Origin of the sequence: Bradyrhizobium sp. OK095, assembly GCF_900109945.1 — a bacterium.
GTDB lineage: Bacteria > Pseudomonadota > Alphaproteobacteria > Rhizobiales > Xanthobacteraceae > Bradyrhizobium.
In genome coordinates this window covers 14,577-32,537 of sequence record NZ_FOBX01000002.1, presented here as the reverse complement: position 1 = coordinate 32,537, position 17,961 = coordinate 14,577, and the positions used below count along the sequence as shown (strand labels likewise).

Below are 17,961 nucleotides of genomic sequence, written 5' to 3'. Positions count from 1 at the left end.
GGAGTGTCACATGAGCGATGATGTCAAAGACCGGGATATCGCTGCGGCAAATCCGGCCAAGGGCAGCCGAAAATCGTTGCTTCGCGGGTTGCTAACGGCGGCGCTGGTTGCGACGAGCCTATCGCCCTTCGTCAAATCCCCTGCAATCGCGCAGCAGCCGAACACGGCGAAGCCCAACATCCTCGTCATCTTCGGAGACGACATCGGCCAGTCCAACATCAGCGCCTATACGCGCGGGGTCGTCGGATACAAGACACCGAACATCGACCGCATCGCCAACGAAGGCATGATCTTCACCGACTATTACGCGGAAAACAGCTGCACCGCGGGCCGCTCCACTTTCATCACGGGGCAGGTCTGCCTGCGCACCGGCCTCTGCAAGGTCGGCATTCCCGGTGCGGCCGTCGGCTTGCAGGACCGCGACGTCACCATCGCCCAGGCGCTGAAGCCGCTTGGCTATGCCACGGGTCAGTTCGGCAAGAACCATCTGGGCGATCGCGACGAATATCTCCCGATCAAACATGGCTTCGACGAGTTCTTCGGCAATCTCTATCATCTCAACGCCGAGGAAGAGCCGGAGCGTCCCTACTATCCGAAGAACGACGCTGCGTTTGTCAAAAGCAACTCGCCTCGCGGGGTGCTGAAAGCGTCTGCAGACGGCAAGATCGAAGACACCGGTCCGCTCAACCGCAAGCGGATGGAAACGGTCGATGATGAAACGACGGCTGCGGCCATCGATTTCATGCAGCGGCAGGCGCGGGCGAACAAGCCGTTCTTCACCTGGATGAACACGACCCGCATGCACGCATTCACCCATGTGCGCGCGTCGATGCAAGGGCAGAGCGGCATGCCGGGCAACGAATATGCCGACGGCATGGTCGAGCATGATGGCGACGTCGGAAAGCTGCTCAAGTCGCTCGACGATCTCGGCATCGCCAACAACACTATCGTGGTCTACACCACGGACAATGGACCCAACCAGTGGTCTTGGCCCGATGCTGCGACGACGCCGTTCCGTAGCGAGAAGGATACCAACTGGGAAGGTGCGTTCCGCGTCCCCGCAATGATCCGCTGGCCTGGCCGTATCAAGGCCGGTGAGGTCTCGAACGAGATGGTATCCGGTCTCGACTGGTTTCCGACGCTGCTTGCCGCAGCCGGTGATGGCGACGTCAAGGATCGGCTGGTGACGGGCACCGATCTCGGCGGCAAGACCTTCAAGGTCCATCTCGATGGCTATAACCAGTTGCCCTACCTGACAGGCCAGCAGCCGAAATCGCCGCGCAGCGAGTTCTATTACTTCAACGACGATGGCGAAGTGGTTGCGTATCGCTTCAACGACTGGAAGATCGTGTTCTGCGAGCAGCGGAAGCCGGGCGGCTTTGAGGTCTGGGCCAACCCCTTCACCTGTCTGCGGGCACCGAAAATCTTCAACCTTCGCATGGACCCGTTCGAGCGGGCTGACGTCGTGTCGGATCAATATTACGATTGGTTCGCCAAAAACGCCTATCTCGCGCAGTACGGCGTCTGGCGTGTCGCACCGTTCCTCGCAACCTTCAAGGACTATCCGCCGAGCCAGCGCTCCGCGAGCTTCAGCATCGATCAGATGGTCGACGGCCTCATGAAGACCCTGGACAAGACGGCGCCGAAATAGGGCGCCGGACGCCACCCGTCGGGCAAGAGGCAAACTGGATCCCGACCGATCCCGCACGCAAGTTCGGAATGATGTTTCGCCTCTACGGACCGAAGCAGGAATTTTTCTCGAAAGCCCGGACATCGCCGGACGTCGAGCGCGTCGCCACGACGATCGGAGGTGCCACGAAATAGCGGGTTCGTGGAACCCTTCTTGATTTCGATTTGGTGGATGCAGGAAAAGGGGAGACGACAATGACGGGACAAATACGAAGGGCCCGGTTTGCAACTGCATTGGTGTTGACCAGCTTCACCACCCAACCTGCGCTGGCTGACTCCTCCGGCGTCAGCTTCTGGCTTCCCGGCATCTTCGGCAGCCTTGCTGCTGTACCGGTGACGCCGGGTTGGGCCTATTCGACCATCTACATTCATCTGAACGAGAAAGCGGGAGGAGGGCAGAACTTCGTCACCAGCGGCGGCATACCCGGCTCGGTGACCGCCGGACTCAATGCCCATGCCGACGTGCTCGTCCAGGGCATCACCTATACCTCGGCGATGCCGGTGCTCGGCGGCCAGGCCGCCTTCACGCTGCTGACCGCGCCCGGCAATATCGGCGTCGGCATCGATGCGACGCTGACCGGTCCGCGCGGCAATGCCATCTCGGGCGGCGTCACGGACAATCGCACTACGCTGACGGACGTGTTCTACCAGGGCACGCTAAAATGGAATCAGGGCGTCCACAACGAGATGGTCTACATTACCGGCAACATCCCGAGCGGGACCTATGATTCCAGCCGGCTCGCGAATTTGAGCTTTGGCTTCCCCGCGATCGACGCCGGTGCTGGCTACACCTATCTCGATCCGAGGAGCGGCCACGAATTCTCGGTCGTCGGCGGGCTCACCTACAATTTCATGAACGGCGCGCTTCAATACCAGAACGGCATCGACTTCCATGTCGATTGGGCCGCCTCGCAGTTCGTCAGCAAGAACGTCCACATCGGCATCGCCGGCTATTTCTTCCAGCAACTCACCGACGACAGCGGTCCCGGCGCCAGGCTCGGCGGCTTCAGGGGCCAGGCGGTCGGCATCGGTCCTCAGATCGGGTTCATGATTCCTATGTCCGACGGCTATCAGGGCTATCTCAACGTCAGGGGATACAAGGATCTGGAGGTCGAGAACCGGCCCAAGAGCTGGTCGACCTGGGTCACCTTCTCGGTCTCGCCGGTTGCGCCTACGCCCGCCGCAGCGAAACCGATCGTACGAAAATACTGAGGAGAGGCTGCAACAGGTCCGATGACCGGAGACAGAATCAACAAGCGCGTCTTTCGCATCGGCTTCCAGACATCGATCATCACGGTGTTCGTTGGCGTCGTGCTGCTCGTGGGCTTGACGCTGGTTTACCTCAGCTTCGAACGCGTGACCGTCATCACGAAGACGGCGGCCTCCGGCTTCATCGAGAAGGTGGCGCAGCTCGGCGCCGACCATGTCGACGAGCAGTTCAAGAATGTCCGCGACAATCTCGACATCCTGTCCGGCCTGCCGCCGATCCAGGAAGCCGACATCGCGGACAATTCGCGGCTCTACAGCTTGATGGCCGCGATGCTGCGCAACAACCCTCAGCTGTTCAATCTCTATGTCGGCTATGAGGACGGTTCGTTCATTGAGATGGACGTGATCGATCGCGCCAAGCCGGCGTTCAGGGCGAGCCTGAAAGTCGATCAGGATGCGGCGTTCCGGCTGGTCGTGATCTCGCGCACGGCGGGCAGCGCGCCAGTCACGCAATATCTATCCGAAAACCTCATTCGGGTCGCGGAGGTCGCCGGCCCTGCCGGCTACGACCCGCGTCAACGGCCCTGGTATGTCGAGGCGTTCAAGAACGACAAGACGCTGCTGACCGGTCCTTACGTCTTCTACGCTACGGGCGAGCCCGGCTATACGCTGCGGACGCCGCTGAAGGAAGGGCGCCGCGGGGTCGCCGCCGGCGATGTGCTGCTGAACCGGTTCGAGGACATGTTGGCTCAGCAGAAGCTCGGGCCGTCGGGGCTCGCCTTCCTGTTCAACGATGCCGAGCGCATCGTCGGTCATCCCGAGATGAACCGCCTGATGACGGAGATCCCGGAGCGGCAGGATGACCTGCCGCAGCTCGGCGCACTCAGGCTTCCCGCGCTGGCCCCGATCATCCGGTCCTGGCGCGACGGCGGGCCGGCGCAGCAATTCTTCGATGACGCCGCGGGCCGGACCTATGTCGCGGCCGTCCACCGGCTCGAGACGGCCGGATCGGCCAATGTCCGGCTCGCGATGATCGCGCCGCTGGACGAGTTCTATGCGCAGATCATCGACGAGCGCCGCACGCTGTTCGCGCTGGCGCTGGCCTTCGTCGGCGCCACGCTTCCGTTCGCGTTCTGGCTGGGTTCGCTGATGGCACAGCCGCTGCGCAAGCTGGTCGAGCAGACCGACGCGATCCAGCGGTTCGAGATCGCGGAGCGGCCGCGCATCCATTCAGCTATTGCGGAGATCGAGGAACTCGGCCGTTCGGTGTTCACGATGCGCAACGTGGTGCGCAGTTTTGCCAGCTTCATCCCTCGACAGATCGTGCGGCAGCTGATCGAGACCGGCTCCTCGCTCAGCCTCGGCGGTAGCAGGCGCGAGGTCACTGTGCTGTTCACCGATGTCGCAGATTTCACGGCAAAGACGGAGAGGGCGGATCCGTCGCAGGTGATGATCTATACCTCGCGCTATTTTGGGGCGTTGTCGGACGAAATCATGCGGCACCAGGGCACGGTCGACAAATATATCGGCGATGCCGTGATGGCTTTCTGGAACGCGCCGGCGGACGACCCTGATCATACCCTCAACGCGTGCCGCGCCATCCTGGCATGTCTTGCGGCCAATGAGGCGCTCAACAAGGAGTTTCGGCGGGAGGGCTGGCCGCCTTACGACACGCGCTTTGGCCTGCATGTCGGCGATGCCGTGGTCGGCAATATCGGCTCGAGTGACCGGATGAACTACACGGCGCTCGGCGCCACCATCAACCTGGCGTCGCGGCTCGAGGGGCTGAACAAGAATTACGGCACGCGCGTGCTGGTCAGCGCGGCGGTTCGCGCCCGCGCTGGCGATGCATTCCTGTTCCGGAGCGTCGACAGCATCAGGCCGAAGGGATTTGCCGACGCAATCGAGGTCAGCGAGCTCCGCGGCGAGTTCGCCAGTTCGAACGAGGCCGACGTTGCGATGTGCCGCCGTTGGGATGAAGTGTTCGCCTCGATCGTTCGGGACGGGCCGGTCGAGACGACCCTGGTCCGGCTCTCCGGCTTCCTGCTCGACTATCCCAAGGACAGCATCGCGCTATTCCATGCTCAACGGTTTCGGTCCTCGGCCCAGGATACAGGGGCGGCCGCATGAACAGTCGAGATGTCAGTCGTCGGCAATTGCTGCGCCGTGGCGGGGCGCTGGTGGCGGTGTCGGCCTTCGCCGCACCGGCTCTTGCGCAGGCCCGCACCAAGATTCGGCTCGGCTATCTCCACGTCGTCGCCGTGGACGGACACATCTGGACCGGGCTCGATCGCGGCTCGTTCGACCGCGAGGGGATCGATTTCGAATTGCACGAGTTCAACACCGGCCCCGAGGTCTTCGAGGCGATGACCCGCGGCGGGCTCGACATCGTCTCGGCCGGCGGCGTGATCTCCAACTATCTGGCGCTCGGCCGCGGCCGGGGCTTTCTCGTCAACGACATCGAGGTTGCAACCGCCCAGCTCTGGGGCCGGCCGACGCTCGGGGTGAAGGAGATCGCCGATCTCAGGGGCAAGCGGATCGCGACGACGATGAAGACCACAGCGCATATCTTCCTCGATCGCGCGCTACGCGCCAACAACATCAATCCGTCCGAAGTCGAGATCGTCAATCGCAGCATGGCGGTCGCCGTCAAGGCGTTCATTGCCGGCGAGGTACCAGCCGTGGCGCTCTGGGTGCCGTTCAATATCGCCGTCCGCGAGGCATTGCCGGATGCGGTCAGGCTGGTGGATGCCTCTGCCTTCTACCCGCAATCCGCCGTGCTCGGCGGCTGGGCCGCGCGGAGGGATTATGATGCGGGGAATAGTGGGGTGCTGTCCCGGATCATCCGCGCGTGGGCGGATGCGAACGACCACATGGTCCGCAATCCGGCGGTCGCGGCGGAGGCGCTCCAGCGCCACTACATGCATTCGCGTCCCGCCGACATCGCCGAAGCCCTCAAGGCTCAGAAGCTTTACTCCTCGCGCGAATGGAAGCGGCTGTATGCCGACGGGACTGTCGTGAAGTGGCTCCAGCAAGTCAGCGATTTCTTCATGACGGATGCTGGCATTACAGACTCGCTACGGGCAGCGGACTATTTCGACACGCGGCTCTATCTTTCGACGATCGGATAAGGGCGCTAGGGCGGTGCGTTTGGCAAGGAGGTATCGCTTGCGCTCATGCATGGCGGCGGGGCAGATCGGCATCGCAGGTCAATGGCAGGATCCTTTGCCGCCCCTCATGATGCCAGTGCCAGGCTCGCCATCATCAGGCCGATGGCCGCGATCCAGCCTCCAAGAGCACGAACGGCGATAGCTCGCCACGACGTCACGCTGTCCGACTTCGTTCGCTTGAACACGACGGTCAGCGCCATCGTCAGCGTGATAACTCCGTAGCCGACACAGGCCAATCCCGCCGCAAACAGCAGCCGGTCGGTTTCTGGTCCGAGCTCGGCGCCGTTTGCGGCGCCCCGTATGACCGCGACTGCGAAGGCAATTGCACACAGGACGAGCGTGGGAACCTGTGCGGCTGCCGCGAGCAGCATGCCTATCGCCAGCATCATTGTCGCGTCCGCGAGCTGCGTGGAAACCGTGCCGAAAACTGGCACGAGAGACAAGCCGACCAGCAGTCCAATCGGAAAAACCGGGATGAGCCAGCGCCCCCTGGAGGCTCCGAGCGTGCCGGCCAGCACGCCGGTCGCGATCCAGAGAACGACATCCTGAAGATCGGTGAGGGGGTGCGATGCCCCCATGTAGAAATCGCCGAGGCGGGCCGCGACGATATGTGCATCGGCGCCACTCGTGCCAGTCAGCAGTATCGCCGCCGCCATCAAGGCCCGTGCAGGTTTTAGTTTCATGCGAGGGCTCCGAGGCCTTGAGCGAGGAAGTAGCAGCCGATCCCTGCGATACCGGCCCCAAGTCCTTGAATAACGCGCTCGCCCACAGGCCAGCGCGTCAGCGTGCCGATCGCGATGCCGAACAGGTGCAAGAGGCCGGTGGCGGTGACGAAGCCGACGCCGTAGGCCAGCGCATTTGCCGCGCGAGGAAGTTCGGCCCCATGCGCATGACCGTGAAAGATCGCGAAGATCGCCACGACGAAAGCGGCTGCGGGAAAGGGCAGGCGCAGCCGGGCAGCGACGGCGCCCCCCAGGATCACGGCCGAGACGGCAATCATCACTTCCGGCATCGGAAGCGGAACATGTAGCACGCCCAGCACCCCGCCGATGGCCATGATGAGCGGGAAGGTGATCGGCAGGATCCAGATTGCGGGCGCGCCGAGTTGCGCGCCCCAGATTCCGACGGCCACCATTGCGATCAAATGGTCGATGCCCGTGATCGGGTGAAGCAGGCCGCTGACGAGGCCGCCCGCTACGCCGGCCTGTTCGTGCGCGAGAGCCGGCTGCGTCAGTGCGACTGAAACGATCGCGGCCGTGAGGGCTCGGGGGACATGTAAAGACATTGTGTGCGACTCTCGCTCAGATCGCGGCGAACACGCGCGCCAGACGGCCGAAGAACCAGAACATCGATACCGACCCGATGAGGTAGGCCGGAACGGCCTCGCCCCAGCGCGGCACGACGGCATCGAGCCGTCGGTGCGCCCAGATCAATGCGAGCACGAGCAGGACGAAGGCAAGCTGTCCGATCTCGACGCCGATGTTGAAGAACAGCAACGCTGCGGGAAGGAGACGGTGTTCGAGACCAAGTCCGGCCAGCGCGCCTGCGAAGCCGATGCCATGAACCAGGCCAAAGCTGAATGCGACAATCCAGGGATAGCGAGCGGTGAGTCCGGTCTCGCCGCGCTGCTGCTTGACGATTTCCACGCCGACGAACGCGATGCTCAACGCAATGCAGGCATTGAGCGGGCGTTCCGGCACGCCGATCAGGCCGAAGGCTGCCGCGGCAAGCGAGGCGCTGTGTCCGATCGTGAAGGCCGTGATCGTCTTCACCAGACGCCAGCCGCCACCGACGATCCAGATCAGGCCCAGCACGAACAGCAGGTGATCGGCGCCGAGCAGAATGTGATCGATTCCGTAGTTCACATAGGTCTTGGCCAGTTCGACCCATGCCTCGAGCGTCGGGGCGCCGGTGCCAAGGACGGAGACGACGGGATTGGCCGTCGAGATCGTGTAGCTGCGCGGCTCGCCCTCGATCGGGATGATCTTGATCAGGACGACAGACATGTTGGAGCCGAGATTGGAGATGGTGATCGGACCGACCAGCCCCTTCTCGCCGCAGTTCATCTCGGGCAGGCGGAGAAAGCAGTGCGATGGCATTCGCAGATCGACCCGCGATGCGCCGATCGAGGGCTCGATGCTCCAGCGGCCGACAAATGCGCCGGGACGGACCTCGCGGAATTCCAGCACGCCCATTGCCGCTTCATGCGCATTGAGCGCCGAAGGCCGAATGAGCGCGGTCAGGGCCAGGGTCAGACCCAGCAGCGCCAATCGCAGATATCGGATCGCGCTCATTGCTCGTACCGCACTTGATAGGACGCCTTGAGCCGCTTCACTGCTTCCCAGGCCAACTTGCGGGTCTCTTCCGTATGCCAGATCCTGGCGGCGTCATCCCGAACCTTGTCGAGGCTGGCAAGATTTCCCGGCCGCCGGGAATCCAGCCGAGTGACGTGCCAGCCGTCCTTGGATTGCAGCATCTTCCACTCCCCCTCTGGCATCGTGAGTAGTCCGTCACGGAAATTGTCGCCGAAGGATGCCGTGAGACTCGCGACCGGCCGGGCGAGGATGGCACGCGTAAGATTTTGCAGCTCCTCGGACTCGCGCTGCTGGACGATGTCCTCGAGCTGACGCTGTGCCGTGGCCTGATCCGTGGGCGGGGTGATGTAGAACGACACGCGCTCCGGCTCGTCGAAGCGGGCGTGATTTTCCGCGAACCACGCCTGCAACTGCTCGTCCGTGGGACGCGGGACGCGGATCTGGTCGAAGATCAGCAATTGCATCTTGTAGGCGATCCGGTCGCGGATCGTCTCGTCGCCGCGGTCCACGCCGAGCGTCTTGCCTTCGCGGTAGAGGATCTCGCTCGCGACCCAGCTGTCAGCCATTTTCTGGAGCTGGTCGCTGGAAGGGGTGCGCTCCTTGTCCTCGTCGAAATTGTCGATGAAGGACTGGCGCATCGCCTTGGTCACCGTGATGACCTTTTCGTCCTTGACGGGCGGATGCAGTATGGCGTCGATGCCGAAGATGATCGCCCCGAGCAAGGCGAAGTGCAGCAAGGGTTCGCGCGATAGCCGCGCGAGCACAGAGACAAGGGAACGCGAAGGCTCCTTTGCGTTACGGGCGACATCGGCGTCCGGGTTCGAACCCCCGGTGTGCGATATCGGAAAGGACTGCACTTCAACTGGTGTAGCTGGTATTGACATGCGGTTGTCACAAACTCTCGCAGCGCGGCGTCGCGCCGTTTCGCGTGGCAGAGCATTTCGTCTGCCATCGTCTATCGCTCACACGACGCGCGAAAATGCAATGGACAAATGCAAGAGACAAGATGCCGCACGGACAAAGTGGACCTGCGACGGCCGAACATAAATCTTTCACGAAGCTGTATCGGAACTCTGGTCACTATCGCGGCGTGCAGGGAGGCCGCTCATGCGGCTGGGGCAAATGGTCTTCGTCTCTGCTGTTTCGCGATATCCGACTTGAATGAGGAATGAGGGCGATCGATGTTTCCATCTAGCAAGACGATCCTGTTGACCGCCGCATCGGCATCTCTGGCGCTGACGCAGAGCGCTGCAGCCGAGGGGCTGGGGCACAACGAGCGTCGCGGCAATCCGTATGTCGCCGGTGACATGCACAATCACAATACCTGCACGGACGGTTCGGTTGCCGCTGGCTACACGATCGACCGCGCGGTCGGGCGCGGCACCGCGTCCGCTGGTGGAAACAATTTCGATCTCGACTGGTTCACGCTCGGCAACCACGGCGGTTCCGGCAATCGCGACTGCCGCTTCAGCGACACCAGCGCCAATCTTCCGGGACAAACCACGACGACCTGGAGCCAGACGCTCGGCCAGACCATCGACGGAATCACGATCAGCAGCCTGAAGGGCACCCCGAACGGTACCGGCACCGGTGCGCAGATGTGGCGCTGGCAATCGATCCGGGAGGTCGAGTATCCGACGATCGTCGATCGCTCGGCGAAGTACGACAAGGTGCTGATCGAGGGTCTCGAGTGGATCGCGCCCGGCCATGAACACGTCGACGTCGCCGTCATCACCGGGCAGCATCCGATGCATCCGAGGAAGGGAACCGGCAACGCGGACAAGATGGCGGAATTCGAATACCGCTTCGACCGCGCCGACACCGATGCGATCGGTCCCGTCATCGACGCCGGCGGCAATCAGCTCTGGCCGGGCAAGGACAACGTCAACAACACGGGCACGGTGGGCCACCAGAAGGCGCTTACGGGCGTCAAGTGGTTGCAGGCGAACTATCCGCTGCAATCCTACATCATCCCGACTCACACCGAACGCCAGGGGCCGTTCAGTGCGACCGCCAACAAAGGTTACAACATCGAGCACTTCCGCGACTTCAACAATGCGGGCCCGACGGTTGCGTTCGGCATCGAATCGCCCGGCCACTTCGCCGAAGGCGGAGCCACTGGCGGTTCCGGCTCGTACACCACCAACGCGGTCGGCGGCGGCACCTACGGCATGAGCGGCATTTATACCGCGAAGGTCGGCGGCCTCTGGGACGGACTGCTTGGCGAAGGCCGCAACTTCTTCATTTATGTGAGCTCCGACTGGCACAGCCGTGGTGCGGGCGGTGCGCGCGACTCCTTCACGACTGCCGACTTCATTCCCGGCGAGTACACCAAGCTGTATGTTCCGAATGCCGGACGGTTCTCGTCGCAGCAAGTCATCGACGGCATGCGTTCGGGCAACTCGTACTCGGTCAACGCCGACCTCATCGGTCCGGATATGGTGTTCCGCGCCAAGACGCGCGGCGACGAGTGGAAGACCATGGGTGAGACGCTGGTCGTGAGGCCCGGCGAAAAGATCACGGTCGAGATGGAGCTGACCGTTCCGAACGAGAACAACAGCCCCTACAGCTTCGACAACCCGCTGCTGGTGTCGATGGGAATCAAGCAACCCCTCAACAAGCCGGCGCTCGACCACGTTGATCTGATCACTGGCCAGATCACGGGTGTCGTAGCGCCTGACGCGCCGAATTATGCGGTAGCGAATGTCGCAGGCACGGCCGGCGCGGCGATCGTGTACAATTCATCGGCGAACATCGCCCGGCAGATCCAGGCGACGCAGATGCAGCGCGGGCATGGGGGAGATCGTGACGGTGTGCGGCTGCGGTTCACGACCACGTTTGTCGCGGGGACCAAGCCGTTCTACATCCGTGCGCGCGGAACCAACATTCCGAATGGCACTCCGAACGTCTCCGATACCGCTGGAAACCCGCTGCTCGATGCGAACAACGCGCAGGTCAGCTGTATCGATCCGGCGTGCCCGGCGCATCTCGAGACAGTAAATGGCGCCAAGAAGGTGACCCACGACGTTCAGTCCTACTCGAACGTCTGGTTCTATGCCAACCCGATCTTCGTCAGGCCGGAAGGCTCGCCGAAGCTTCTGGTCGAGACCAACGCCGAGCTGGCGCGTCGGCTCGGACAGCGGGCCGACGGCGATCACGATCACGATCATGACCACGACAACGATCATCACGACCACCACTGACGTGATGTGAGGCCATCCGGCGGGGCGCAACGATCGGTGCGTCCCGCCGCACTCGTTTCGAAACGGGTTGGTTCTGCCCGGCACGACTGACATGCATCTGTTTCGTATCACCTTCTGCGCACTGAGCCTTCTCGCTGGCTTCGGTTGCGCTATGGCCGCTCCCGGTGTTGCCGTGCCGACCTTGGACGAACCGAGCCGGGAGGACTGCAACGCTGCGGTCGCGGAGGCGCGCGCATTAGCGGCGGCGTTGCCGGCTGACCATCTCTCCCGCTACTTCGCCGAACGGCACTTGCTTCAGGCCCTGGCCGAAGCCGGCAACGGCGAGTTCGACGAATGCCTCGACATGGCCGCGCGTGCTTCCGACGAGGTGCGTGAACGGCGGCACGAGCTGCGGCCGGGCGAGCGGCTGAAAGTGCTCGGGGCTGACGAGTAGCGGGACCCGAGAATTTTGGAGATGCTGCACGCTGTCATCGCAGCGTCATCTTTGCCCGGGCATTGTCTGCCCGCGTTTCAAGAACAGGTAAAACGTTGCGACATGGATCAGATCGAGCCGCTTTTTCCGATTCCCCTGCTGCGCTCGCCCGGGCTGCTCCCGCCGTCGCTGAACGAAGCCGCTGCGGCGGCGATCCGCAACACCCGGATCGAGGGCAATCTGCGCTCGGGTCAGCTCTTCCACACCGAGGTTGCCGACCCCAGTGATAACGAGCTGTTTCGCCAGATCGCCGAGCTTGCGGTTCCGAAGCTGGTCGATTTCGGCGTCCTTCTGTTCGGCGAGGAGCTGCGCTGGACCGTGAAGGAGATGTGGACCAACATGCTCGAGACCGGCGGCAACCAGACACTGCATTCGCACGCCAATAGTTTCGTCTCGGGCATCATTTATCTGACGCCCTCGCATCCGGCCTGCAAAACGGTCTTCGTGCGGCCGCCCGGCGGCTCCGACTTCTCCTTCCGGCACCACACGCGAAGCGCCGCCATGGGGCCCTTCAATGCCGGCAAATACGTCCTGCCGGAGGCCGAACCCGGCGATCTCGTGCTTTTTCCCAGCTACCTCTACCATGAAGTACCGAGGAATCAGGGCGAGCAGCGCATTACGATCGCCTTCAACGCCATTCCCGATCATCTCGACTGCTGGGGCTATCGGGTCAACTTTGCGCCGTGAGGCGGCCGGATCACTCGTTTCTCAGGCCGAATTCGCGAAGCAGCAAGTCCCGTGCCTCGCGGCGCGACGGCGCCACCTCGTTGATCTTGCGCAGCAGGCGAGCGGCCGCCGCGCGGTCCGAGCCGAGCAGGGATCTCGCCATCCCCATCAGCGGCCCATAGGCCGGATCGAACTCGGGGCTCCGGCGAAGCGCGTCGATGAGGCCCGGCGAAGCCGCCTCGATCAAGGCGACACCGCGAGGTTCGCCCGGCAGAGACGCTCCAGCTTCGAGAAAGCGGTTGCGCGCGGCCCAATAGGCATTGAGGCGCGCGCCCATGGAGTCGCGCTCGGCCGCGCGCGCGACGAGTTCATTCGGATCCGGTCGAATCTCTTTCGTGACGGCAAGCAGCAGTGACCAGGGTGCCGCCGTGAGCGCACGGACATTTCGCCGCGCATCGAAGGTCACGAATGGATAATCGTCCGTGTTGCGCGGGCCTTCGCCGGCAAAGGCGGAGAGAGCGTGTGGGCCAGCCAGATATTGGCCGAGGAGATCGATCGGGGTCTCGAACCCCAGTGGCTGTACGATCCGCGCGGTCGCGGGATCACGAAGCCGGGCAGCGAGCGCCCCGGTATCGAGATGGCGGCCATCCCGCGTTCCAATGAGCGCAAGCATCGGTGTGCGGACACTGTAGTGATTGAGCCACGCCGAGCCGTCGGGATAGACGTCGAGAAAGCCACGGACGATCGCGCGCAGGGAGGGAAGATCGAGCTGGTACAGCGGCAGCCATTGGCAAAAAATTCCGCCGGGCGCCAGGCGATGTTTCACGGCCTCGAAATGCTCCACCGTATAGAGCGCGCCGCTGCCGTCGAGTGCGGGATGAAACAGGTCGGCGATGATCACGTCGTGCTGGCTCATATCCGCAGCGACGTAGCGGCGGGCATCCGCCACGGTCACCCGCGGCACTGAGGCCGGTGCCGGATTGACGAACCAGGGCAGCAGCTCCACGACTTCGCGGGAGAGCTCGACGCCGTGCACGCTGACGCCTGGCATCTGCGCCCCGCCGACCATGGTGGCGCCGGTGCCGATGCCCAGGAACAGAGCGTGGCGCGGGGCCTCGTGAAGCAACAGCGGCAACATCGCTTGCCGGTAGTCGGATCGCGTCGAACTCGTCCCACCCATGCGGAAGTGGCCGTTGACCTCGAGGTAGCGCGTACCTGCGGCGTCATCGACGACGCTCGCCGTCGCCATCGGCCCTTCACGGACCGCAAGTAGCGCTCCATTTGCCGGCACGCGCGTCAACGATGGCGCGGGATTGAGCCACAGGACGAGCGTGGAGATTGCCGGTGCAGCGGACCACAGCAGCGCCGATCGGCCGGGCGGCAGCAGCAGCAGATAGCCCAGCGCAACGGCAAGCAGTGCCGTCCATGCACCAAGGGTGGGAATCAGGAATTGCGCCGCCACCAATGGCGCGATGCAAGCGCCAAGGCTGTTAATGCCTACCGCGGATCCGACGGAGCCGCGCTGATCGCTCACCCGTTGCGCCAGCAGGCCGAACAATGCGCCCATTGCGGTCGCGGGCACCAGGAACAGTGCGATCGCCACCGTCAGTTCGCCGAATACATCCGCGAAGGCTACGGTTTCGACCAAGCGGCCCGCATAGGGCGCTAGCACTGCGGTCGCGATGCAGGCGAACGCCGTTGTGGCGAGCAGGCCGCGGAGATTTGCATCATCCGCATTTCGCCCGGTCCGCTGCCACAGCAGGCTCCCCGCTGCGGTGCCGAGCAGGTAGGCAGCCAGCAGTCCGGCAAACGTGTAGACGGTATCCTCCATCACCTGCGCTGCGAGCCGGACCACGAGGACTTCGAAAGTGATTCCCAGCAGTCCCGTAGTGAACAAGGTGATGGTGAGCCGCAGGTCGCGAATTCGTTCCGGCCGCCGCTCCTCGACGTCCGCTTTGCTCGCCGCCGATCCGAGTGCGAGCGCGGCCAAGGCGCAGAACGCGTTGACGCCAGCGAGGCAGAGCAGCGTTCCCGAAAATCCGAGCGCCGGGATCAGAAAGAATGTTGAGGCGAGCGTGCCGGCCAGAGCTCCGGCCGTATTCGCCCCGTAGACGCCGGCCGTGACACGGCCCTCACCACGCGCTTGCCGCGTCATCCGTTCCAGGGCGGCCAAAGTTCCGCCCATGGCTATCGTTGCCGGTAGCAGCACGAGGGTTGGCAGCGCCAGGCTGCCGGCCCAGAGCAGGGCAGCAGACGGTTCGGTGCCGAGCAGAGGAGGCAGAGCCCGACCGGCCGCGGGCAGGAGCCAGACGCTGATCAGGCCCCAAACAGCGATGACGGCTTCCAGCATCGCATAGACGCGCCATGGCGATGTCGAGCGGCGGATCAGCCGATCAAGCGCGAAGGCGCCCAGAGCCAGGCCGCCGAAAAATCCGGCAATGACACCAAGCACCGCCATCATCTCGGTACCCAGCGCAAGGCTCAACTGGCGCGTCCACACGATCTCGTAGCCCAGACCCGCAAAACCCGACGCTGTCACGATCGGTACAAGGGCCCAGGCGCGGCTTGCAGCCTGACGAGCGCGCACCGGTGCAGCCTCGTTCTGGACTGCGCTCGCGAGCCGGTCCGCCGAGGCGATCGCGATGCTGTCCGGCTCAGATTGCATTAGCCTCACTCCTGTTTCGACACGACCAGCCGCGTGGGGCAAGCTGGCATTTCTTGGCCGATCAGAGCATCCGCTCTATGTCAGATTTTTTCAGGATTTGTGACGGCCAGTCAGCGCCCGTTGCCATTATGCCAATCGGCGCGCCTGATTGACGGCCGGCGCCGCCGTAATCAGAATCGTGCCGCCACGGTCAGCCGCACCGCGAGCGGCTCGGCCGGATGGACGTGGCGATCAGCAACGCCGTCGATGGGCTCTCCCGGCAGTCGCGACAGATAATAATACTCGATCTGGTTGGTCTGTGCGTTGAAGAGATTGAGCACGTCGAGCTGCACCCTGAGGCCATTGTCGAATTTGTACCCGGCGCGCGCATTGAAGATCAGCGATGACCGCGAACGGATGCTATCGTCCTCAATCAGAGGACGCGGACCGAAATAGCGCGCCTTCAGACTGCCGAACCAGCCGGTATCGCCGCCCAACGTGATGGCGCTGCTGGCCACCCACGCCGGTGCGCCGGGAATGTGGGCTCCGACGGGGTCGAAATCGGTGAAGCGCGCACGGGTCTGGGCGACGTCGAGATCGATCGTCATCCACGGCAATGGCTTGTACTGGTTCGTCCACTCGACGCCGACGCGGCGGCTGGGCCGGCTCGGCTCTGTGGTGCCGGCGTCCCCGACGAACAACAGCTCCGAGTCGAAGTCGAGCACGAATACTGCGAGCGAGCTGGTGAGACCCTCGATCACTTTGGTGCGAATGCCGAGTTCGGCGCCGCGCGAACGCACGAGCAGCGGCACGCGATCAAGCGGGGTCACCTTGTCGTTGGGATCGACGGTGATCGTGGCGCCGCGGACGTCGTTGCTGTGCAGACCGTAGCCGGCATTGCCGTAGAACTCGGTCTTGTACCAGGGGCCGAGCACGAGGCCGGCCTTCGGGCTCGCCATCGACGCTTGAGCATTGCCTGAATTCTCCGGCGTATCGCTGAAGACGTGTCCGGCGAAAAAATCCTCGCGGATGCCGACGGTGGTGCGCAGCCAGTCGGTCCAGCGCGTGGTCGTGTCGGTCCAGAGGCCGACATTGCCCTCCTGCACGCGGTCGTCGCGCACGGTCGAGAGCCACGAGCGCTGCTCGGTCTTGATCAAGCCGACATGGATATCGTCGTAGCGGGTCTGTAGGCCGACGCGGGTTTGCATTTCGAGAGCGGCGAAACGCCAATCGAACGTATGTCGCGCATCGACGCCGCCGAGCGTGCGAGCGTCGAGCTGGCTGAACTGGTCGCCATTGACGGGGTTGTCGAGAAAATAGGTGAAATTGTTGAACAGCCGCAGGTCGGAGCGCACGACATAGGCGCTGACATTGGTCTGTCCGTAGTCGCTCGACTGCGCCCAGTTGCTCGACAGGCTGAATCGGCTGGAGGTGCCGCCATCGGTTGGATCGAGCGTGCCGAGGCGATTGATCAGGCCCTGGTCGATCACGCGCTGGGCGACCTGGTCGGTCGAATTCCAGCCGTTGGAGTAGGCCATCGCCGTCAGCGTCAGGCCGTCGGTCGCGGTGCCCTGGCTGTAGCGCAGGACGCCGTTCAGCTTGCGGACGTCGTCCGGCACTTGCCACGGTCCGTCATATTTGGCCGCCTCGACCGCCGCCAGCAGCGTGCCATCGCCAATGCGGGTCGATCCCGCCGCCAATGCGCGGCGATAGCCGAAACTGCCGAAGGTCATCTCCGCGATGTTGTGCGGCAGCTTGTTGACGTAGTCGATCGCCACGGCACCGGCGGATGCGAAGTCACCCTGGTCGGCGAAATACGGTCCCTTGCGCACATCGACGGACCGGATCAGCTCGGGGATCAGGAAATTGATGTCCGCGTAGCCTTGCCCATGCCCATGGGTCGGCATGTTGACAGGCATCCCGTCGACGCTGATCGCCAGATCGGTGCCGTGATCGAGATTGAAGCCGCGCAGAAAGTACTGGTTGGCCTTACCCTCGCCGGAGTGCTGCGTGACGATCAGGCCCGGCACCACTTCGAGCGCCTCGCCGGGCCGCGAGAACGGGACCGCGTTCACGTCCGTGCCGCTGATGCGTACTGCACTGGCGGCGGTGGGCTGAAAGGCGGGCGTGCCAACGGGCGCCGCACCGGTCGCACTGCTACTCTGGGTCGGGTTGTCCGTGCGAGCGGCAGTCCGGTTGCGCGAATTCCCGCTTTTCGGCGGTCGTTTGTGTGAGTGCTGCTTGGGATGCCGATGTTCCGGCGCTGTAACGGCGATCGGCGGAAGCTCGCCGGACGCGACCGCGCTGAGCTCGTGAGCCACTGCAGGAAGCGCGCACAGGGCGGACGATGCGGCGGTGGACAACACCCTCAACAACGCCCCACGCACCGCTACGTCTCCGCCCGACAACCAGTTTCAGCAAAACCACCCTATAGCGGGCGAGTATGACGATCCAGCAACAATATCATACTGACGCTCGAGGGCAATCAGGAGGCTGCGGAGTACTGGAATCGCAATACGTCGTGGAAACATCGAGGAGGTGGCTGCCACTTCGCACAGATGTCACATCGGCAGCCGATAAGCCTTGCTCCCCT

The 17,961-nt window shown here is 63.5% G+C and carries 14 protein-coding genes; 8 read left to right on the top strand and 6 right to left on the bottom strand.

Going from position 1 to position 17,961, the window contains the following annotated elements; translation table 11 throughout:
- Window positions 1–10: 10 nt before the first annotated feature.
- Genes BMW89_RS05255 through BMW89_RS05240 form a run of 5 tightly spaced genes read left to right on the top strand, consistent with a single transcriptional unit; the run spans window position 11 to window position 6,029 of the window.
- Window positions 11–1,651 carry an arylsulfatase gene (locus BMW89_RS05255; protein WP_244547531.1) on the top strand — a complete coding sequence of 547 codons (1,641 nt, stop codon included), beginning with the start codon at window positions 11–13 and terminating at the stop codon, window positions 1,649–1,651.
- The gene (locus BMW89_RS37230; RefSeq protein WP_143062731.1) at window positions 1,648–1,824 is read left to right on the top strand and encodes a DUF1214 domain-containing protein; all 177 of its coding nucleotides are present in this window, start codon (window positions 1,648–1,650) and stop codon (window positions 1,822–1,824) included. Before BMW89_RS05255 ends, BMW89_RS37230 begins: the two co-directional genes overlap by 4 nt.
- Before the next feature lie 60 nt (window positions 1,825–1,884).
- Window positions 1,885–2,901 carry a SphA family protein gene (locus BMW89_RS05250; RefSeq protein WP_092023483.1) on the top strand — a complete coding sequence of 339 codons (1,017 nt, stop codon included), beginning with the start codon at window positions 1,885–1,887 and terminating at the stop codon, window positions 2,899–2,901.
- A 21-nt stretch (window positions 2,902–2,922) separates the two neighbouring features.
- Window positions 2,923–5,028, top strand: a complete 2,106-nt coding sequence (locus BMW89_RS05245; protein ID WP_092023481.1) for an adenylate/guanylate cyclase domain-containing protein — start codon at window positions 2,923–2,925, stop codon at window positions 5,026–5,028.
- Window positions 5,025–6,029 (top strand): ABC transporter substrate-binding protein, encoded by a 1,005-nt coding sequence (locus BMW89_RS05240; protein ID WP_092023479.1) that lies wholly within the window; start codon window positions 5,025–5,027, stop codon window positions 6,027–6,029. The genes BMW89_RS05245 and BMW89_RS05240 overlap by 4 nt, the downstream gene beginning before the upstream one ends.
- 104 nt (window positions 6,030–6,133) lie before the next feature.
- Here BMW89_RS05240 and BMW89_RS05235 read toward each other — a convergent pair whose 3' ends face one another.
- From BMW89_RS05235 to BMW89_RS05220, 4 genes are read right to left on the bottom strand one after another with little or no spacing between them, the layout of a single operon-like run.
- A complete protein-coding gene (locus BMW89_RS05235) occupies window positions 6,134–6,751 on the bottom strand; it encodes a HupE/UreJ family protein (RefSeq protein ID WP_092023477.1) in 618 nt (205 codons plus the stop codon).
- Window positions 6,748–7,353: a HupE/UreJ family protein gene (locus BMW89_RS05230; RefSeq protein WP_092023475.1), complete on the bottom strand. Its 606-nt coding sequence runs from the start codon at window positions 7,351–7,353 to the stop codon at window positions 6,748–6,750. The genes BMW89_RS05235 and BMW89_RS05230 overlap by 4 nt, the downstream gene beginning before the upstream one ends.
- Before the next feature lie 16 nt (window positions 7,354–7,369).
- Entirely contained in the window at window positions 7,370–8,362 is a 993-nt protein-coding gene (locus BMW89_RS05225) for a HupE/UreJ family protein (RefSeq protein WP_092023474.1), read from the bottom strand.
- Window positions 8,359–9,033, bottom strand: a complete 675-nt coding sequence (locus tag BMW89_RS05220; RefSeq protein WP_349516529.1) for a peptidylprolyl isomerase — start codon at window positions 9,031–9,033, stop codon at window positions 8,359–8,361. Before BMW89_RS05220 ends, BMW89_RS05225 begins: the two co-directional genes overlap by 4 nt.
- Before the next feature lie 531 nt (window positions 9,034–9,564).
- On the opposite strand from BMW89_RS05220, the gene BMW89_RS05215 reads away from it, so the two are divergent.
- The 3 genes from BMW89_RS05215 to BMW89_RS05205 all read left to right on the top strand — a co-directional run bounded on the left by BMW89_RS05215 (window position 9,565) and on the right by BMW89_RS05205 (window position 12,745).
- Entirely contained in the window at window positions 9,565–11,586 is a 2,022-nt protein-coding gene (locus BMW89_RS05215) for a hypothetical protein (RefSeq protein WP_092023470.1), read from the top strand.
- Window positions 11,587–11,677: 91 nt separating this feature from the next.
- Window positions 11,678–12,019 carry a hypothetical protein gene (locus BMW89_RS05210; protein WP_092024633.1) on the top strand — a complete coding sequence of 114 codons (342 nt, stop codon included), beginning with the start codon at window positions 11,678–11,680 and terminating at the stop codon, window positions 12,017–12,019.
- 102 nt (window positions 12,020–12,121) lie between these two features.
- A complete protein-coding gene (locus tag BMW89_RS05205; RefSeq protein ID WP_092023468.1) occupies window positions 12,122–12,745 on the top strand; it encodes a putative 2OG-Fe(II) oxygenase in 624 nt (207 codons plus the stop codon).
- A 10-nt stretch (window positions 12,746–12,755) separates the two neighbouring features.
- On the opposite strand, the gene BMW89_RS05200 is transcribed toward BMW89_RS05205, so the two are convergent.
- Window positions 12,756–15,389, bottom strand: a complete 2,634-nt coding sequence (locus BMW89_RS05200) for a spermine/spermidine synthase domain-containing protein (protein ID WP_502686384.1) — start codon at window positions 15,387–15,389, stop codon at window positions 12,756–12,758.
- A gap of 170 nt (window positions 15,390–15,559) precedes the next feature.
- Complete coding sequence (locus BMW89_RS05195) at window positions 15,560–17,443, bottom strand: TonB-dependent receptor (protein WP_244547529.1); 1,884 nt, start codon at window positions 17,441–17,443, stop codon at window positions 15,560–15,562.
- Window positions 17,444–17,961 lie beyond the last annotated feature (518 nt).

Excerpts from the sequence above, each read along its gene's own strand:
- BMW89_RS05255 (WP_244547531.1), top strand. The coding sequence starts at position 11 with ATGAGCGATGATGTCAAAGACCGGGATATCGCTGCGGCAAATCCGGCC.
- BMW89_RS05250 (WP_092023483.1), top strand. The coding sequence starts at position 1,885 with ATGACGGGACAAATACGAAGGGCCCGGTTTGCAACTGCATTGGTGTTG.
- BMW89_RS05245 (WP_092023481.1), top strand. The coding sequence starts at position 2,923 with ATGACCGGAGACAGAATCAACAAGCGCGTCTTTCGCATCGGCTTCCAG.
- BMW89_RS05240 (WP_092023479.1), top strand. The coding sequence starts at position 5,025 with ATGAACAGTCGAGATGTCAGTCGTCGGCAATTGCTGCGCCGTGGCGGG.
- BMW89_RS05235 (WP_092023477.1), bottom strand. The coding sequence starts at position 6,751 with ATGAAACTAAAACCTGCACGGGCCTTGATGGCGGCGGCGATACTGCTG.
- BMW89_RS05230 (WP_092023475.1), bottom strand. The coding sequence starts at position 7,353 with ATGTCTTTACATGTCCCCCGAGCCCTCACGGCCGCGATCGTTTCAGTC.
- BMW89_RS05225 (WP_092023474.1), bottom strand. The coding sequence starts at position 8,362 with ATGAGCGCGATCCGATATCTGCGATTGGCGCTGCTGGGTCTGACCCTG.
- BMW89_RS05215 (WP_092023470.1), top strand. The coding sequence starts at position 9,565 with ATGTTTCCATCTAGCAAGACGATCCTGTTGACCGCCGCATCGGCATCT.
- BMW89_RS05210 (WP_092024633.1), top strand. The coding sequence starts at position 11,678 with ATGCATCTGTTTCGTATCACCTTCTGCGCACTGAGCCTTCTCGCTGGC.
- BMW89_RS05205 (WP_092023468.1), top strand. The coding sequence starts at position 12,122 with ATGGATCAGATCGAGCCGCTTTTTCCGATTCCCCTGCTGCGCTCGCCC.
- BMW89_RS05200 (WP_502686384.1), bottom strand. The coding sequence starts at position 15,389 with ATGCAATCTGAGCCGGACAGCATCGCGATCGCCTCGGCGGACCGGCTC.